We start from the raw sequence: 16,074 nt of genomic DNA, 5'->3' as shown, positions 1-16,074 counted from the left end.
CTGAGCATTCAGACAATGACGCTCGGAGGGAGCATCCGGCGCAGCAGTTTTCGAGACGGCTCCTCGATGAACCTCCAGAGGACCCAGGCGCAGAGCCACGCCGCGGCGGCCGTCGCCACTCCGACTGCCACAAGCGCTGGCCCCGACTCGGCGTGCAACTTCGCCGCAGCCAGAAGTCCCGCACCGATGACGAGAGGGTGCACCAGATAGAAGGCGAACGACGCCCGGCCGGCGAGGAGGAACGGCCTCGTCGAGAGCAGTCTGGAGAGAGGGTCCCGAGGGCAGATCGCCAGAGAAGCGATCAGGAGGACGAGGAACGGGAGCACGATGATCGACTCAGACGGGGCGATCATGTCGATGCCCTGGTGGAACTCCTGCTGACCCGCGCGCATGTTGTGAAGCGGGTCGTTGTAGGCCACAACGAGGAGAACGGCGACAGCGGCCACGGCCGACACCGTGGCGAGCGGAAGGCTCCGAAAGCGATTGGATCTGGGCGCGTCGGACGCCTCTCCGAGATAGCGGCGCAGGAGCAGCGAGAGAACGGCCCCGATCCAGAACTCGCCGAGGACTCGGATCGGTAGGACGCCCGCGGCCGTCACGTAGCTGTCGTTCGCGAATAAGAAGATGGTGTCGTCCTGCATGCTGATCCCGACGACGAGGACGGGCAGCATGAGAAGCACGATCAGGGTGATCATCACGCGTCGGGACGCGACGGCGGCGAACCGAGCCAGTACGACGACCCCCACTGCGAACGTGAGATAGGCCATCCACTCTGCACTCACGGACCAATCGACCCCGTTCCAGTCGAGCGTCGACGGGAACCAGCCGTTCAGCAGTGTCAGGTGCATCAGGAGCCGGCCGGGATCCGCCTGGGCGAGGAACGATGGATCTCCGGACGTCAGAGCTTGGAAGATGAAATATGCCCCGAACAGCATGAGTACGAATGCGGTCAGCGGCCACACACGTGCCAGCCGCAGCCAAAGGAATCCGACGGCGGTGCGCCAGCTGTATCGACGCGTCATGGTCGACAGGTGCGTGTAGGTGAGAATGAATCCGCTGAGGATGAAGAACAGGTCCACGCCGAGGTATCCGGCCGAAGACAGGTGGATGACGAACTGGGTGAAGGGTCCTGGTCCGAGGGCGTCGACGATCTCCGTGCGGAAGTGCCTGAGGAAGACCCAGAACGCCGCCAGGGCGCGGATCCCCGTCAACGCTCCGATGAGAGGAGCACGGCGGGCCGTCGTCTCGATTGCGGCGTCGGCTCTCGACATCGTGTTCGGTCTCGCCGGGTCTTTACCGACTGACCTTGCCGCGACCGAACAGCAGCCAGAGAATCGATCCGATCACAGACGTGAGCAGGACGACGATGAACCAGACCAGTTTGCCGATGAAGCCGTGATTCGGATTCCGCACGATGGAGATGACGGTCGCCACGAAGATGACGAACAGCACGATGCTTCCGAGAGTTGCGCTGATCGGTTCCATGATCACTCCTGATAATCGAGGGACGGCGTCCGGTGGAATGCCGCCGACCAAGCATAGCTGCGCTATCAGCGCAGGGCGGTCGTCGCCCGGTCTCGCCCCGTGAGGTCGCGGTGGGTGGCGGTGGCGTGCCAGCCGTCGGCATCCAGCAGTCGCCTGATCTCGGCGCCCTGCAGTTCGCCGTGTTCGATCACCAGCACACCGCCCGAGTGCAGCAAGCGGAGACCCGTGCGCGAGACGTTCCTGACCACATCGAGACCGTCTTCTCCGCCGTAGAGCGCGTGCTCAGGGTCGAAGAGACGCACTTCGGGATCTCGGGGAATCGCCTGTGCCGGGATGTACGGCGGATTGGACACGACGACCGAGACCCGGCCGTCGAGCTCCGGCACCGCGTCGACGAGATCGATGAAGACCAGTCGAGCGTTCGGTGCGTCGACACGACGGAAGTTCTGTTTGGTCCATACGAACGCGGCCGAGCTGTTCTCTACGGCCACGACTTGCGCATGAGGGACCTCCGTTGCGAGCGACAGCGCGATCGCACCGCTTCCCGTTCCGAGGTCGACCGCTATGGGACCGTCTTCACGACGAGGATCTATGACGATCGAACGGAGGGAATCGATGGCCAGGCCGGCCACGAATTCGGTCTCTGGACGCGGGACGAACACTCCGGGGCCGACCTCGAGCTCGAGGTTGCGGAACCACGCCACGCCAGTGATGTGCTGCAACGGTTCTCTCGCGGCGCGACGCTCGATCGCCTCGCTGATCGCGACCGCATCTTCGACGGCGAGCGTCTTGTCGGTGATCGTCATGGCCTGTACCTGGCCACGGCTCGCTCCGAGAACGAAACCCACGAGGAGTTCGGCATCGACCTGCGCATCCGCGATACCGCTGCGGGAGAGCACGGCGACACCGTGCTCCAACAGGCTTCTGACCGTGGGAGGCCTGAGCGTTCCTGTCGGTTCGAGGACGACCGCGCTCATCAGTCGGCCGCTCCCCCGAGCTCCTGCAGACGAGCTTCTTCGTCGGCGGCGATACACGACTCGATGACGGGCTCGAGGGCTCCGTTCATGACACCGTCAAGGTTGTACGCCTTATATCCCGTGCGGTGATCCGCGATGCGGTTCTCGGGAAAGTTGTACGTTCGGATTCGTTCGGACCGATCCATCGTGCGGATCTGGCTCTTGCGAACGACGGACGCCGCCGCGTCGATCTCCTCCTGCTGGCGGGCGAGAACGCGCGCTCTCAGAACCCGCATACCGGCCTCGCGGTTCTGCAGCTGGCTCTTCTCGTTCTGCATCGCCACCACGATTCCGGTGGGAAGGTGGGTGATGCGCACGGCAGAGTCGGTGGTGTTGACCGACTGCCCGCCGGGGCCGGAGGAACGATAGACATCGATCTTCAGGTCGTTCGGGCTGATCTCGACCTCTTCGGGTTCGTCGACCTCGGGGAAGACGAGCACCCCGGCTGCCGACGTGTGGATGCGTCCCTGCGACTCGGTCGCGGGAACCCGCTGGACGCGGTGAACGCCTCCCTCGTACTTGAGATGCGCCCACACTCCCTGCGCGGGATCCGACGAAGAGCCCTTGATGGCGAGTTGCACGTCTTTGATGCCGCCGAGGTCGCTCGAGGTCTGCTCGATGATCTCGGTCTTCCACTTCTTGCTCTCTGCATAGTGCAGGTACATGCGCAGGAGGTCGGCCGCGAACAGCGCCGATTCGGCGCCGCCCTCGCCCATCTTGATCTCCATGATGACGTCACGACCGTCGTTGGGGTCGCGCGGAATCAGAAGTCGACGAAGTCTCTCCTCGGCCACCGCGAGGTCAGCCGTGATCCCGGGCACCTCTTCTGCGAAAGAAGCGTCCTCTTCCGCCATCTCCTGAGCGGCCGCGAGATCGCTCTCGAGCTGCTGCCACTGGCGATACGCGGCGATGATGCGGCTGAGCTCCGCGTAGCGGCGGTTGACCTTCTTCGACCGAGCGGGATCCGAGTGCAACGCGGGATCGGCGAGCTGCTCCTGCAACTCGTCATGCTCGGTCAGCAGTGTTTCGACTGACTCGAACATGTCCTACTTCTCCAGGTCGCGTCCGTTGTGACCTGTCGGAGCCGGCATCGTCTTCTGCACCTGCATGAGGAATTCGACGTTCGACGTCGTCTCCTTGAGCCGGCCCAGCACGATCTCGAGCGCCTGTTGCTGGTCGACACCGGCGAGGGCGCGACGCAGCTTCCAGGTGATCTTGGTCTCGTCGACGCCCATCAACAGCTCTTCGCGACGCGTCGAGGATGCGTTGACATCGACGGCCGGGAAGATGCGCTTGTCGGCGAGCTGCCGCGACAGACGCAGCTCACTGTTGCCGGTGCCCTTGAACTCCTCGAAGATCACCTCGTCCATCTTCGACCCGGTCTCGACGAGAGCGGTTGCGAGGATGGTCAGCGATCCGCCGTTCTCGATATTGCGTGCCGCACCGAAGAAGCGCTTGGGCGGGTAGAGCGCCGACGCGTCGACGCCGCCGGACAGGATGCGGCCGGATGCGGGCGAGGCCAGGTTGTACGCGCGGCCCAGTCGAGTGATCGAATCGAGCAGCACGACGACGTCGTGACCCAGTTCGACCAGGCGCTTGGCGCGCTCGATGGCGAGCTCGGCAACCGTGGTGTGGTCTTCGGCAGGGCGATCGAAGGTGGAGGCGATGACCTCACCCTTGACCGTGCGCTGCATGTCGGTGACCTCTTCGGGGCGCTCGTCGACGAGAACGACCATGAGGTGGACCTCGGGGTTGTTCGTCGAGATGGCGTTCGCGATCTGCTGCAGAACGATCGTCTTGCCGGCCTTCGGGGGCGCCACGATCAGGCCTCGCTGGCCCTTTCCGATCGGGGCCACGAGGTCGATGATGCGCTGCGTCAGCTTGCCAGGCTCGGTCTCGAGGCGCAGACGCTCCTGCGGGTAGAGCGGGGTGAGCTTGTTGAACTCGACCCGGTTCGCTGCTTCGTCGACGGGCAGTCCGTTGATGGACTCGATCTTGACGATCGCGTTGTACTTCTGGCGCCCGTTGCCGTCGCCCTCGCGCGGCTGGCGGATCGACCCCACGACCGCGTCGCCCTTGCGCAGGTTGTACTTCTTGACCTGACCGAGAGAGACGTAGACATCGTTGTTGCCGGGCAGATAGCCGCTGGTGCGAACGAAGGCGTAGTTGTCGAGGATGTCGAGGATTCCGGCCACCGGAATCAGGACGTCGTCTTCGCTGATCTCGGGCTCGAGCTCGTCGTTGCCCGTCTGTCCGCGACGCTTGCGGTCGCGGTAGCGGTTGCGCGCACTGCGATCGCCGCGACCCTCGTCGTCGAGCGCGGGCCCGTTCGAGTCACCGCGATCGTTCTGCGGGCGCTCGTTCTGGGCGCGATCGTTCTGGGTGCGCTCACCCTGGTTTCGGCCGTTCTGACCGCGACCGTTCTGGGTGTTGTCGTCTTGTGCTCGAGAATTGCGGCCGTTCTCGCCGCGGCCGCTCTGGGCGTTCTCGCCCTGACCTCGGTCGCCCTGACCGCGTGCGGCCCGGTCGGACGAGGCGCGGTCCGTATTCTGCGGAGCCTCGGCGGGCTGTTCGGCGGCGTTCTGCTTGTCTTGGTTGCCACCGCGATCGCGATTGCGGTTGCGGTTGCGGCCCTGACGACCGCCCTGCTCGCGAGGCTGCTCCGAGCGGGACTCGTCGGCCTCGTTCGGCTGAGCGTCGTCGGCCGTGCGCGATTCGGAGGCACGGGCGTCTTTGTCAGCTGCGCGGCCGCGGGTGACGGGTGGGAGCAGCGCGGAGAGCTCTTCGCTCTTCGCGTTCACGTGGGAGACGGCCGAGACACGAGACTCGGACTCGACCGCGCCGGCGCCGTCGACGGACTTGGCACGTCGGGGAGCACGCTTACGCGGTGCAGAGGTGTCGATCTGCGGGCGCTCGGCCTCGGCGACCTCGTCAGTGGGAATGGTGTCGTTCAGCGGCGCTGCGACGAAGGCGTCGAGCAGAGCGGCGTCGGTGCCGTTGTCGACCGGGGCCTCGCGCGCCTCGTCGGCGTCGTTCGAGACCTCGTCGAGCATCGGCTGCTCCGCCGACGATTCGACAGGGGTGGAGACGGCGAGGTCTTCTGCGGTCGTCGCCGGTGCGGCGGAGTCGGATGCCTGGCGGTCGGCGATCGCCTGCACCAGTTCTCCCTTGCGGAGTCTGGCGGCACCGTTGATGCCGAGGGACTGGGCGAGGGCCTGAAGCTCCGCGACCTTGAGGCCGGCGAGAGCTGTGGGGGTATCCGCGCCCGGGGCGCGGAGATTGACGTCAGTCACGTGTGTGGGGTTTCCTTCCACTGCTGTCCGCTCCGAGCTTTGAGCCGGGGCGGTACTACGCAGAGAGCTGTCCGTGTACGAGGCGTATGGGCGAGAGGTGCTGAGCCAGTACGCGTAAGTCGCGGGGCAGCGATGAGTGTGAGAGTGCTACCGGGTACGAGCTTGGATCAAGCCGCTTCAACCGGATGCGTGACCACTGTAGCACCTTTGAAGTCGACGGCCAGAACAAGGGACTTCCACGGCGTGGCCGACTCAGACTCGACGAGCTCTACGGCCGCGAGACGCTGGGCCGGATCGCTGCACAGTACAAGGATGCTCGGACCCGCGCCGGAGACGACGGCCGGGAAGCCCTGCTCACGCAGGAGGCCTATCAGTCGCGACGTGTCGGGCATGGCCTCGGCACGGTAGTTCTGGTGCAGACGATCCTCCGTTGCGGCGAGCAGGAGCTCCGGGCTCTGAATGAGCGCTGCGATGAGGAGGGTCGAGCGCGACACGTTGAAGATGGCATCGGCATGCGGCACCGACTCCGGCTGCAGGCTACGAGCGAGCGCGGTGGACATCGTCGCCTGAGGAACGAGCACAAGAGGAGAGACGCCGCGGTGCACGATCAGTTTTTTGAACTGCGGCCCCTCTTCTGTGACCCACGCGATCGTGAGGCCACCGAAGAGGCACGGAGCGACGTTGTCGGGATGCCCCTCCATCTCGGTTGCCAACGCGAGCAGACCGAGCGCGTCGATGTCGACGATTCCGTCGAGCAGCCCCTTGGCCGCCATGATGCCCGACACGATGGCGGCACCCGAGGAGCCGAGGCCACGGCCGTGCGGAATGACGTTGCGGGCCACGAGGTCGAGGCCCGGCATGGGCTGGTCGTATGCGGCGAACGCGTGGGCTATCGCACGCACAACCAGGTTGGATTCGTCGGTGGGAACCTCGCCCTCACCGACACCGGAGACCTGAACGGTCGCTCCGGGCTGTTCTCTGACGGTGACCGTCAGTTCGTCGTAGAGGGCCAGCGCCAGGCCGAGGGTGTCGAATCCGGGGCCGAGGTTCGCGGTCGTGGCCGGAACCTTGACCGTGACCGATCGTCCGACAAGGCTCATGACGAGGCTTTCGACAGACCGAGCACACCGGCGATCTCGTCGGTGTCCACGGCGACCGACGTGGGAGTCACGTCGGAACCGTCTGCGGTCTTGAGAGCCCACTGCGGGTCTTTCAGCCCGTGACCCGTGACGGTGAGCACGACGACCGCGCCCTTGCCGATCACTCCGGCATCGGCGCGCTCCAGGAGGCCGGCGACACTGATCGCGGACGCGGGCTCCACGAAGATTCCGACCTCGGCCGAGAGAATACGGTAGGCCTCGAGGATCTTGTCGTCGTCGATGGCGCCGAAGTATCCGTCGCTTGCTTCGCGGGCCGCCAGGGCGAGCTCCCAGGATGCCGGGTTTCCGATGCGGATGGCGGAGGCGATGGTCTCGGGGTTGCGAACGATCTCGCCGCGCACGATCGGAGCGCTCCCCGAGGCCTGGAACCCGAACATGCGGGGCAGCTTCGTGGTCTCGCCGCGAACGAGTTCTTCGGAGTATCCACGCGAATAGGCCGTGTAGTTGCCGGCATTCCCCACGGGAACGATGTGGAAGTCGGGCGCGTCGCCCAGAACTTCGACGACCTCGAACGCGGCCGTCTTCTGGCCTTCGATGCGGTCGGGGTTCACGGAGTTCACGAGGTGCACGGGGTAGTTCTCGGCGAGATCGCGTGCGATGTCGAGGCAGTCGTCGAAGTTGCCCCGCACCTGCAGCAGCTCCGCGTTGTGCGCGATCGCCTGGCTCAGCTTGCCGAGCGCGATCTTGCCCTCGGGAACGAGAACGGCGGCCGTGATGCCGGCATGCGTGGCATAGGCGGCCGCGGATGCCGAGGTATTGCCGGTCGAGGCGCAGATGACGGCCTTGGCACCGTGCTCGACGGCCTTCGAGATGGCCATGGTCATGCCGCGGTCTTTGAAGGAGCCGGTCGGGTTCATGCCCTCGAACTTCACATAGACCTGCGCGCCCGTGCGAGCAGACAGCGCGGGTGCGGGAATGAGAGGCGTGCCACCCTCTCCGAGGGTCACGATGGGCGTCGCCTCCGAGATGTTGAGACGGTCCGCGTACTCGTGCAGCACTCCGCGCCACTGGCGGGATGCTCGTGTGGTGCTCACGGGATTATGCTCCTTCAACTCTCAAGACGGATTCGACCCGCACGACGACCTGCTGGTCTGCGATGTCGGCCACCGTGCGCGATAGAGCGCGCTCGCTGGCCACGTGCGTGACAATGACAAGGGTAGCGGTGCCGGAGGACTCCGACGTTCCGGCGCTCAGCGCGTCCGACTTCACCGCTCCTGACTCCACCGACGCGATGGACTGTTGCACCGTCTCGACGGAGACGCCGTGCTCGCTGAAGAGCGAGGCGATGCGGGCGAGCACGCCCGGCGCATCCGACACCTCGAGTGTGATCTGGTAGCGGGTGCTCACGCTGTCGATCGGAAGAATGGTCAGGTTGGCGTGCGTGGTCTCCGCCACACCGGGTCCGCCGGCGACGTGGCGACGGGCGGCGGAGACGACATCGCCGAGAACCGCCGACGCGGTCTCGATCCCACCGGCTCCGGCGCCGTAGAACATCAGATCGCCGGCCGCCTCGGCCTCGACGAAGACGGCGTTCTTTCCCCCGTGGACGGCGGCGAGCGGGTGCTGACGCGAGATCAGCGCGGGATAGACACGGGCCGACACCCCGTCGACGCCCGAGGTGGGGTCGGTGATCCGCTCGCAGATCGCCAGCAGTTTGACCACGTAACCGGCCTTTTGAGCCTGACTGACCTGCGCGGCCGTGATCTGCGTGATGCCCTCGCGGTGCACCGCTTCGACGGGCACATCGGTGTGGAACGCGAGGCGCGCGAGAATCGCCGCCTTCTGCGCAGCGTCGTACCCTTCGATATCGGCGGTGGGGTCGGCCTCGGCGTATCCGAGCTCGGTGGCGACGGCCAGGGCGTTCTCGAACGTGTCCCCCTCGACATCCATCTTGTCGAGGATGAAGTTCGTGGTGCCGTTGACGATGCCCAGGATGCGCTTCACCCGGTCTCCGGCGAGCGAGTCGCGGAGCGGACGGATGATGGGAATGGCGCCCGCGACCGCGGCCTCGTAGTACACCTGGGCACCCACCTGTTCGGCAGCGGCCTGCAGTTCGGGTCCGTGAGCCGCCAACAGCGCCTTGTTGCCCGTGACGACGTCGGCGCCCGAATTGAGTGCGTGGAGAATGTAGCTCCGCGCGGGCTCGATGCCGCCCATCAGCTCGATGACGATATCGGCCGATTCGATCAGGCCCATCGCGTCCGTGGTGAACAGCGCGGGGTCGATCGGCGCCGTGCGCGGAGCATCGACATCGCGGACGGCGATGCCGATGAGGTCGAGACCGGCGCCGACTCGTGACGCGAGTTCCTCGTGATGCTCGGTGAGCAGCGTCGCCACCTGGGCACCGACGGATCCCGCGCCCAATAGTGCGACTCGGAGGTTGCGGTAGGCGATCATGATGCTCCTGGTTCATCGGATGCGACACCCGTGTCGCGTGCAAGAAGGTCGTGCTCGGTCTCGCCCCGGATGAGCAGGCGTGCCTCGCCGTTGGCAACGGCAACGACGGGCGGGCGACCGACGATGTTGTAGTTGCTCGCCAGCGCCCAGCAGTACGCGCCCGTAGCGGGAACGGCCAGCAGATCGCCGGGAGCGACATCGCCGGGAAGGTAGTCGGCGTAGACGACGATGTCGCCCGACTCGCAGTGCTTGCCGGCAATGCGCACGAGTGCGGTGTCGGCGGCGGATGCGCGGCTCGCGATGCGGACGGAATAGTCGGCTCCGTAGAGGGCCGGGCGGGCGTTGTCGCTCATGCCGCCGTCGACGCTCACGTAGCGCCGCAACGCCGTCGCTCCGGATTCGTCCCCCGGGAGGGTCACGTCGACGTCTTTGATCGTTCCGACGGTGTAGAGCGTTACTCCTGCACCGCCCACGATCGAGCGACCCGGTTCGAATGCGACGACGGGCAGAGCGATGTCGAGACGAGCGCACTCCGTGGCCACGATGTCGGCGATGCTGGCGGCGAGCTCGGCGATGGGGGTCGGGTCGTCGGCCGTCGTGTACGCGATGCCGAATCCTCCCCCGAGGTTGAGTTCGGGCACAGGGCCGTCCTCCAGGAGCGTCGCGTGCAAGGAGAGCAGACGCGCTGCCGACTCGGCGAATCCGTCTGCTCCGAAGATCTGCGAGCCGATGTGGCAGTGCAGCCCGAGGAACATCAGGCTGGCGTGCGAGCGGATCGTTCGCACGGCGGCTTCGGCTCGCTCGAGCGGGAAGCCGAACTTCTGGTCTTCGTGGGCGGTCGCGAGGAAGTCGTGCGTGTGGGCGTGGACACCGCTGTTGACCCGCAGCCTTACGGCCTGGATCTTGCCCGAGCGGGACGCCGCATCCGCCACGCGGTCGATCTCGATCTCGCTGTCGATCACGATCGTGCCGACCCCGGCGGCAACGGCGCGCTCGATCTCTTCGACCGACTTGTTGTTGCCGTGCATGCCGATGCGGGCCGCGTCCACTCCGCCCGCCAATGCGACGGCGAGCTCTCCGCCAGAACAGACGTCGACCCCGAGACCCTCGTCGCTGACCCAGCCGGCCACCGCCGTGCTGAGAAACGCCTTGCCGGCGTAGTAGACCTTGGCCCGGGTGCCGATGCGCTCGAACTGCGACGAGAAGGCGGCGAGAGTCTCCCGGGCACGCGAGCGGACGTGCTCCTCGTCGACGACGTACAGCGGGGTTCCGAACTGGGCAGCGAGATCGGTGGCCGGTACTCCGCCGATCGAGACGACGCCACGCTGGTCGCGAGAAGCGCTCGACGGCCACACGGCCGGAGCGAGGTCATTCGCGTCGACGGGAACCGACAGCCATCCGGGGGCGAGCGGGTGTGCGACAGAGGTCATGGAGGATCCTGACGTGAGATCGATCGTCCCGGCACGGGACCAGTGGTCGGGTGGGGGCGAGCGAACCCGGATTGGTTCCTGAAGCCTTCGCGCGCCCGCAGACAGGGCGACAGCAGAATACTACTGGATGTCCGCCGCCAGGCTTCCTGGCTCGTGGATCTGCACGAGCTCTCCGGACTGGCGGGCCACCCAGAGTTCGCCGTCTGCGGAGAGCGCGATCGCCGTCGGCAGATCTCGCTCGCCCGGCATGGCGATCATTCTCGAGCGCCCGTCGCCGTCGAGGTGCCCGATCGCGTCGACGCCGTCGATCGTGAACCAGCACCCGTCCGTCGCGTCGGAGGCGACACGCACGGGCCGCCACTCCGGCTCGGGCAGAACGAACTCTGTCACGGCCCCGCCGCGGCCGACGCGACCGATGACGCGGCGTACGGGATCGGCGAACCACAGGCATCCGTCGTCGCCCATGCTGACCGCCGTCGGCGCGGCCGACGGGTCGTCGAACTCCACGAGCGAGGGCGCGGAGTCGCCTCCCCTGGCGTGCGCGATCGACCCGGCGCCGGGAAGGGCGAACCAGACGGACGAGCCGTTCGATGCGATCGAGGCGGGTGCGCCTCGGGGCACGCCCGTGTCGAATTCGGTCACGCGACCGAGGATGTCGACGTGGCCCACGGCATCGGCGTGTTCTTCGACGAACCATGCGCTGCCGTCGGGCTGTCCGACGATGCCCGCCGGGGCGGCATCCGGCGTGACCGTTGCCGACCATGCGATACCGCGTGAATCGAGACGGAGGACGCGATCCTCTGCACTGTCGGTGACCCAGACGGAGTCGTCGGTCGCGACGGCGACCGAGTGGGGTTCGGCGGACTCCCCCTCGAGCGCTATCCTCCGCTGCTCCCCGTGCGGCGACAGGCGCACGACGACGCCATCCTCGGCGAGAGCGCACCACACGGCTCCGTCCGCGGTGACCACGATGTCTCGGGCCCCCGCCGACGAGCCTTCGAGGGAGTGGACGACTAACGGCGACGGCATCACGGGCACGTTCCCATCGAGCGAAGACTCGTCTCATCGAGGGTGAAGTCGGCTGCACTCAGGGCGACCGTGGCCGACCCCGGAACGACCGTCAACGAGGTGAGGGTGACACCCTGCGGCAAGCGATCTGCGATGCACAAAGGAATCGACGTGTCGAGCACCGCGTTCACTGCACTCGAGGCATCGATCACGGTGGAACCTGCGGTGAGCGAGGCGGTCTCCGGCGTCAGGACGACGGAGTCGGCCGTCACCGAGACCCCGGCCGTCACCAGGTACTCGAGAGTGAGCCCGAGAACCGAGATCGACCCGTCATAGCCCACCGACTGGTCGCCGAGGGTCAGCGCGGCCGCACCCGGAACCTGGATCACACTGTTCACCGCGTCTTCGCTGAGCGACAGGCGTGCCGACACGGCGCCGACAGGCTTCGAGAGATCGGTGGGGACTCCCTCCGCCTCGACGTGCGCGGTGACAGGGACACCGTCGACCGACAGTGCCGGCGCGTCGAGAGTGACCCGATCGAATGTGCCCGAGAGATACTGCTGCAGAAAAGAGAAGCCGCCGATCTCGACGTCGACCTTTCCGTCGACGGTGTCGGGCAGGCTCGATGAGATCTCCGCTCTCGCGCGGTCTTCCGCATACGCGCGCAGCGCGATGTCTGCGACGACGACGACGACGGCGAGAACCACGACGGTCGCCAGAAGCACCACGATCCCTCGGGTGCGTCGGCGGGGCTTGGTGTTCGCTTCACCATTGATCATCGGCTCGCCCACGCGACCACTTACATCCGTTCCGGAGCGGAGACGCCGAGGAGGTCGAGGCCGTTGCGGATGACCTGTCCCGTCGCGTCGTTCAGCCACAGACGGGTGCGGTGGAGATCGCTGATCGGCTCGTCGCCCAGCGGAAGCACGCGAGCCTGGGAGTACCAGCGGTGGTAGTGACCGGCGACCTCCTCGAGGTAGCGTGCGATGCGATGCGGCTCGCGCAGTTCGGCGGACTTCTGCACGATGCGTGGGTATTCCTGCAGTGAACCGAGAAGCTCGGTCTCTGACTCGTGCGAGAGGAGGGTGGGCTCGAACACCGAGCGGTCGACGCCGGCTGAGGCAGCATTGCGCGCAACCGAACGGGTGCGCGAGTGCGCGTACTGAACGTAGAAGACAGGATTGTCGTTGGTCTTCGAGCGCAGCACATCTCCGTCGAGCGACAGGGGCGAATCCGCGGGATAGCGGGCGAGCGAGTAGCGCAGCGCGTCCGCACCCACCCACTCGAGCAGATCGTCGAGTTCGATGATGTTTCCGGCGCGCTTCGAGAGCTTGGCGCCATTGAGATTCACCAGCTGGCCGATCAACACCGAGATGTTGACGGCGGGGTCGTCTCCCGCCGCAGCAGCCAGAGCCTTGAGCCGCCCGACATAGCCGTGGTGGTCGGCGCCGAGAAGGTAGATCTTCTCCGTGAACCCGCGGTCCTTCTTGCTCAGATAGTAGGCCGCGTCTGCGGCGAAGTAGGTGACGACTCCGTTGCCCCGCGTGAGCACCCTGTCTTTGTCGTCGCCGAAGTCGGTGGTGCGCACCCACACCGCGTCGTCTGCTTCGAACACGTGACCCTGGGCGCGGAGCCGGTCGGCCGCGTCATCGATCAGGCTTCGCCCGGTCGCCGGGTCGATCTGATGCAGCGTGCGCTCAGAGAAGAACACGTCGAAGTGCACGTGGAAGCGCTCGAGCGAATCCTTGATCTCTTCGAGCTGCCTCAGGTATCCGAGGTCGCGAGCGACCGGGACAGCCTCGCCGAGCGGGAGGTCGAGCAGATTCGGCGCGCTCTCGAGCACGTGCTTCGCGAGTTCTCCGATGTAGGCGCCCGGGTATCCCTTCTCCGGCGTCGGCTCGCCCTTTGCTGCGGCGAGGATCGAGAGGCCGAAGTTGTCCATCTGATTGCCGGCGTCGTTGATGTAGTACTCGGTCGCGACGACGGCACCGGATGCGCGCAGCACGCGAGCGATCGCGTCGCCGAGGGCGGCCCAGCGGGTGTGGCCCAGGTGCAGCGGCCCGGTCGGATTCGCCGAGACGAACTCCATGTTCACAGAGAGTCCGTCCAGCGAGTCGTTGCGGCCGTAGCTCTCTCCGGCGTCGACGATCTGTCGGGCGATCTCGGCGGCCGCGGCGACGTCGAGAGTGATGTTGATGAACCCGGGACCCGCGACATCCACCGACGCGACGCCCGGGATGGCCTCGATCTCGGGCGTGATCTCCGCGGCGAAGGCGCGAGGATTCGTTCCCAGCCTGCCCGCGAACTTCATCGCCACGTTGGAGGCCCAGTCTCCGTGATCGCGGTTGCGAGGACGTTCGAGCACCAGGTCGGCGATGGTGACACCAGCGTCGGGAACGGACTCCCCCGCAGCTCGGCGCCGCTCGATACGAGCGGTCACGATGTCGAAGAGGGCCAGGGAGAGCTGTTCGGGAGTCACGAACGTCGATCTTACCGTTCAGGCTGCGCCGGCCGCGGTGCGTGCGCGACGGTCGTCCTCAGCGCAATTGCACCAGCCGCGTCACATCGTCGGTCGGCAGCTCGTCGACCGTCGCCGTCACCTCGAGCTCGGTCAGAGTGAGCAGCCCGTCGTGGTTCGTGAGAAATGCCGTGTCCGCCGCATCGCGTCCCGTCGAGATTCGGACAAGGCTCTGCCTCGGGGCCAGCGCCGTCGCATCCACGATGTACCACGCGCCGTCGACGAAGGCTTCGGCCACGGCATGGAAGTCCATGGGATCGAGCCCCGGCGCGTACACGGCGACCAGCCGAGCGGGCACGTCGAGTGCGCGGAGCAGCGCTACGACGAGGTGCGCGTAGTCGCGGCAGACTCCCTGTCTGGCGAGCAGCGTTCGAACGGCACCGTCGGTGGGCAGACTCGAGCCGGGAACGTAGCTCAGCTTGTCGCCCACCCACGAGCTGACGCCGTCGAGCAGGGCCCGCCCCTTGAGACCGGCGAACTCGGACACGGCGGTGGGCAGGAGGATGTCGGACTCGCAGTACCGACTGGGCTTGAGATAGGTGATGCGGTCGATCGCCGTGATGGCGGCGGGCACCGCCTCCCCCGTGACCGTCGCCCAGTAGTCCATCGTCAGCGTTCCCGCGCCGACAGTGAACTGGTGCAGCCGCGTGCCGTGCACATCCGAGATCTCGACCGGGGTGATGCTGCTGCTGCCGTAGCGGAAGTCGATGGTCTCGACGTATCGGGTGATGCCTTCAGCGACCGATGCCGCGAAGACCATCGTGACGGGACTGTCGATACGAACGGCGATGTGTGCTGAGACGGAGCGCTTCATGGCATGCATCATGCCATTCGAATGTTTCGAGTTCGTGTTGCGCACGGGTCGTCGCCACCGTCCGATCACGCGCGCTACAGTGTGCCGCTTCTGGTAGGTTTTCTGGAGTACGCCCTCGTAGCTCAGCGGAAGAGCGCTTCCCTCCGAAGGAATAGGTCGCTGGTTCAAATCCAGTCGAGGGCACACCGGCGCTTCGTCGGCCGCGCACATCCGGGGGTCGGATCGCCATGAGGATTCTCTTCGCCGCACTCCGCGTCGCCGTCGCCATCGCCATCCTCGCCGCGATCGTCGGCCAGTTGATGACGAGCCTCGCGTTCTGGTCGGATCGAGGCGTCACAAACGTCGGCAGCAACATCGTGAACTTCTTCAGCTTCTTCACGATCGAGTCGAACGTCGCTGCGGCGATCGTGTTATTGATCGGCGCGGTCCTGATGGTGGCACGCCGTGGCCACGATCCCGAGTGGTTTCAGGTGACGCGCGCGGCCGTCGTGAGCTACATGGTCGTGACCGGCCTCGTCTACAACGTGCTGCTGCGCGGCATCGACCTGCCGCAGGGGGGGACGCTCGGCTGGTCGAACGAGATCGTCCACGCCGTCGCGCCCGCCTACGTTCTGCTCGATTGGATCCTCGCTCCCGGACGCCGCCCGATCTCCGCGCGCCGGATAGGCGTGATCCTGATCTACCCGCTGGCCTGGGTGGTCTACACGCTGGTCCGAGCGCCCTTCGTCACCGATCAGGTCTACGGGACCGAGTACTGGTACCCGTATCCGTTCCTGAACCCGAACAGCTCGCCACAGGGATACGTCTCGGTCGCGTTCTACGTCGTGCTCATCGCCGCGGTCATCGGGCTGACGGCAGCCGGCGTCCTGTGGCTCTCTCGACGGGGCACGGTCTCCCGCCGAGACTCTCGACAGCTGTCCTAGCCCGACCCCGGGCCACGGGGGTTAACTGGA

14 protein-coding genes and 1 tRNA gene are annotated in these 16,074 nt (G+C 66.3%); 2 read left to right on the top strand and 13 right to left on the bottom strand.

Annotated features, from left to right (window positions below):
• Nucleotides 1-8: 8 nt before the first annotated feature.
• The 13 genes from ASE64_RS12050 to ASE64_RS11990 form a co-directional block, all read right to left on the bottom strand.
• Nucleotides 9-1,271, bottom strand: a complete 1,263-nt coding sequence (locus ASE64_RS12050) for an acyltransferase family protein (protein ID WP_055780750.1) — start codon at nucleotides 1,269-1,271, stop codon at nucleotides 9-11.
• A 22-nt stretch (nucleotides 1,272-1,293) separates the two neighbouring features.
• A complete protein-coding gene (locus ASE64_RS12045) occupies nucleotides 1,294-1,485 on the bottom strand; it encodes a PLDc N-terminal domain-containing protein (RefSeq protein WP_055781968.1) in 192 nt (63 codons plus the stop codon).
• Nucleotides 1,486-1,550: 65 nt separating this feature from the next.
• Nucleotides 1,551-2,462, bottom strand: a complete 912-nt coding sequence (gene prmC, locus ASE64_RS12040; protein WP_055780747.1) for a peptide chain release factor N(5)-glutamine methyltransferase — start codon at nucleotides 2,460-2,462, stop codon at nucleotides 1,551-1,553.
• Nucleotides 2,462-3,544, bottom strand: coding sequence for a peptide chain release factor 1 (gene prfA / locus ASE64_RS12035; protein ID WP_055780745.1), 1,083 nt, complete (start codon nucleotides 3,542-3,544; stop codon nucleotides 2,462-2,464). Before prfA ends, prmC begins: the two co-directional genes overlap by 1 nt.
• Nucleotides 3,545-3,547: 3 nt before the next feature.
• On the bottom strand, nucleotides 3,548-5,794 hold the full coding sequence (gene rho, locus ASE64_RS12030; protein WP_055780742.1) for a transcription termination factor Rho: 2,247 nt from the start codon (nucleotides 5,792-5,794) through the stop codon (nucleotides 3,548-3,550).
• 167 nt (nucleotides 5,795-5,961) lie between these two features.
• A complete protein-coding gene (gene thrB, locus ASE64_RS12025; protein ID WP_055780739.1) occupies nucleotides 5,962-6,894 on the bottom strand; it encodes a homoserine kinase in 933 nt (310 codons plus the stop codon).
• Nucleotides 6,891-7,988: a threonine synthase gene (gene thrC, locus ASE64_RS12020; protein WP_055780736.1), complete on the bottom strand. Its 1,098-nt coding sequence runs from the start codon at nucleotides 7,986-7,988 to the stop codon at nucleotides 6,891-6,893. Before thrC ends, thrB begins: the two co-directional genes overlap by 4 nt.
• 4 nt (nucleotides 7,989-7,992) lie before the next feature.
• Nucleotides 7,993-9,351, bottom strand: coding sequence for a homoserine dehydrogenase (locus ASE64_RS12015; RefSeq protein ID WP_055780734.1), 1,359 nt, complete (start codon nucleotides 9,349-9,351; stop codon nucleotides 7,993-7,995).
• Entirely contained in the window at nucleotides 9,348-10,781 is a 1,434-nt protein-coding gene (gene lysA, locus ASE64_RS12010) for a diaminopimelate decarboxylase (RefSeq protein ID WP_055780732.1), read from the bottom strand. Before lysA ends, ASE64_RS12015 begins: the two co-directional genes overlap by 4 nt.
• 120 nt (nucleotides 10,782-10,901) lie before the next feature.
• Nucleotides 10,902-11,810, bottom strand: a complete 909-nt coding sequence (locus ASE64_RS12005) for a Vgb family protein (RefSeq protein ID WP_156351855.1) — start codon at nucleotides 11,808-11,810, stop codon at nucleotides 10,902-10,904.
• The gene (locus ASE64_RS12000) at nucleotides 11,810-12,568 is read right to left on the bottom strand and encodes an LmeA family phospholipid-binding protein (RefSeq protein WP_156351852.1); all 759 of its coding nucleotides are present in this window, start codon (nucleotides 12,566-12,568) and stop codon (nucleotides 11,810-11,812) included. The genes ASE64_RS12005 and ASE64_RS12000 overlap by 1 nt, the downstream gene beginning before the upstream one ends.
• Nucleotides 12,569-12,588: 20 nt before the next feature.
• Nucleotides 12,589-14,268 carry an arginine--tRNA ligase gene (gene argS, locus ASE64_RS11995; RefSeq protein ID WP_055780722.1) on the bottom strand — a complete coding sequence of 560 codons (1,680 nt, stop codon included), beginning with the start codon at nucleotides 14,266-14,268 and terminating at the stop codon, nucleotides 12,589-12,591.
• 58 nt (nucleotides 14,269-14,326) lie between these two features.
• Complete coding sequence (locus tag ASE64_RS11990) at nucleotides 14,327-15,121, bottom strand: transglutaminase-like domain-containing protein (RefSeq protein WP_055781965.1); 795 nt, start codon at nucleotides 15,119-15,121, stop codon at nucleotides 14,327-14,329.
• Nucleotides 15,122-15,232: 111 nt separating this feature from the next.
• Here ASE64_RS11990 and ASE64_RS11985 point away from each other — a divergent pair.
• Both ASE64_RS11985 and ASE64_RS11980 read left to right on the top strand, forming a co-directional pair.
• Nucleotides 15,233-15,304, top strand: a tRNA-Arg gene (locus ASE64_RS11985).
• A gap of 44 nt (nucleotides 15,305-15,348) precedes the next feature.
• Nucleotides 15,349-16,044 carry a Pr6Pr family membrane protein gene (locus tag ASE64_RS11980; protein WP_055780719.1) on the top strand — a complete coding sequence of 232 codons (696 nt, stop codon included), beginning with the start codon at nucleotides 15,349-15,351 and terminating at the stop codon, nucleotides 16,042-16,044.
• The last annotated feature ends 30 nt before the right edge of the window (nucleotides 16,045-16,074 follow it).

Source organism: Agreia sp. Leaf210, from assembly GCF_001421485.1.
Taxonomy (GTDB): Bacteria; Actinomycetota; Actinomycetes; order Actinomycetales; family Microbacteriaceae; genus Agreia.
The sequence above is the reverse complement of the archived record's forward strand: the minus strand, read 5'-3'. Positions and strand labels throughout refer to the sequence as shown.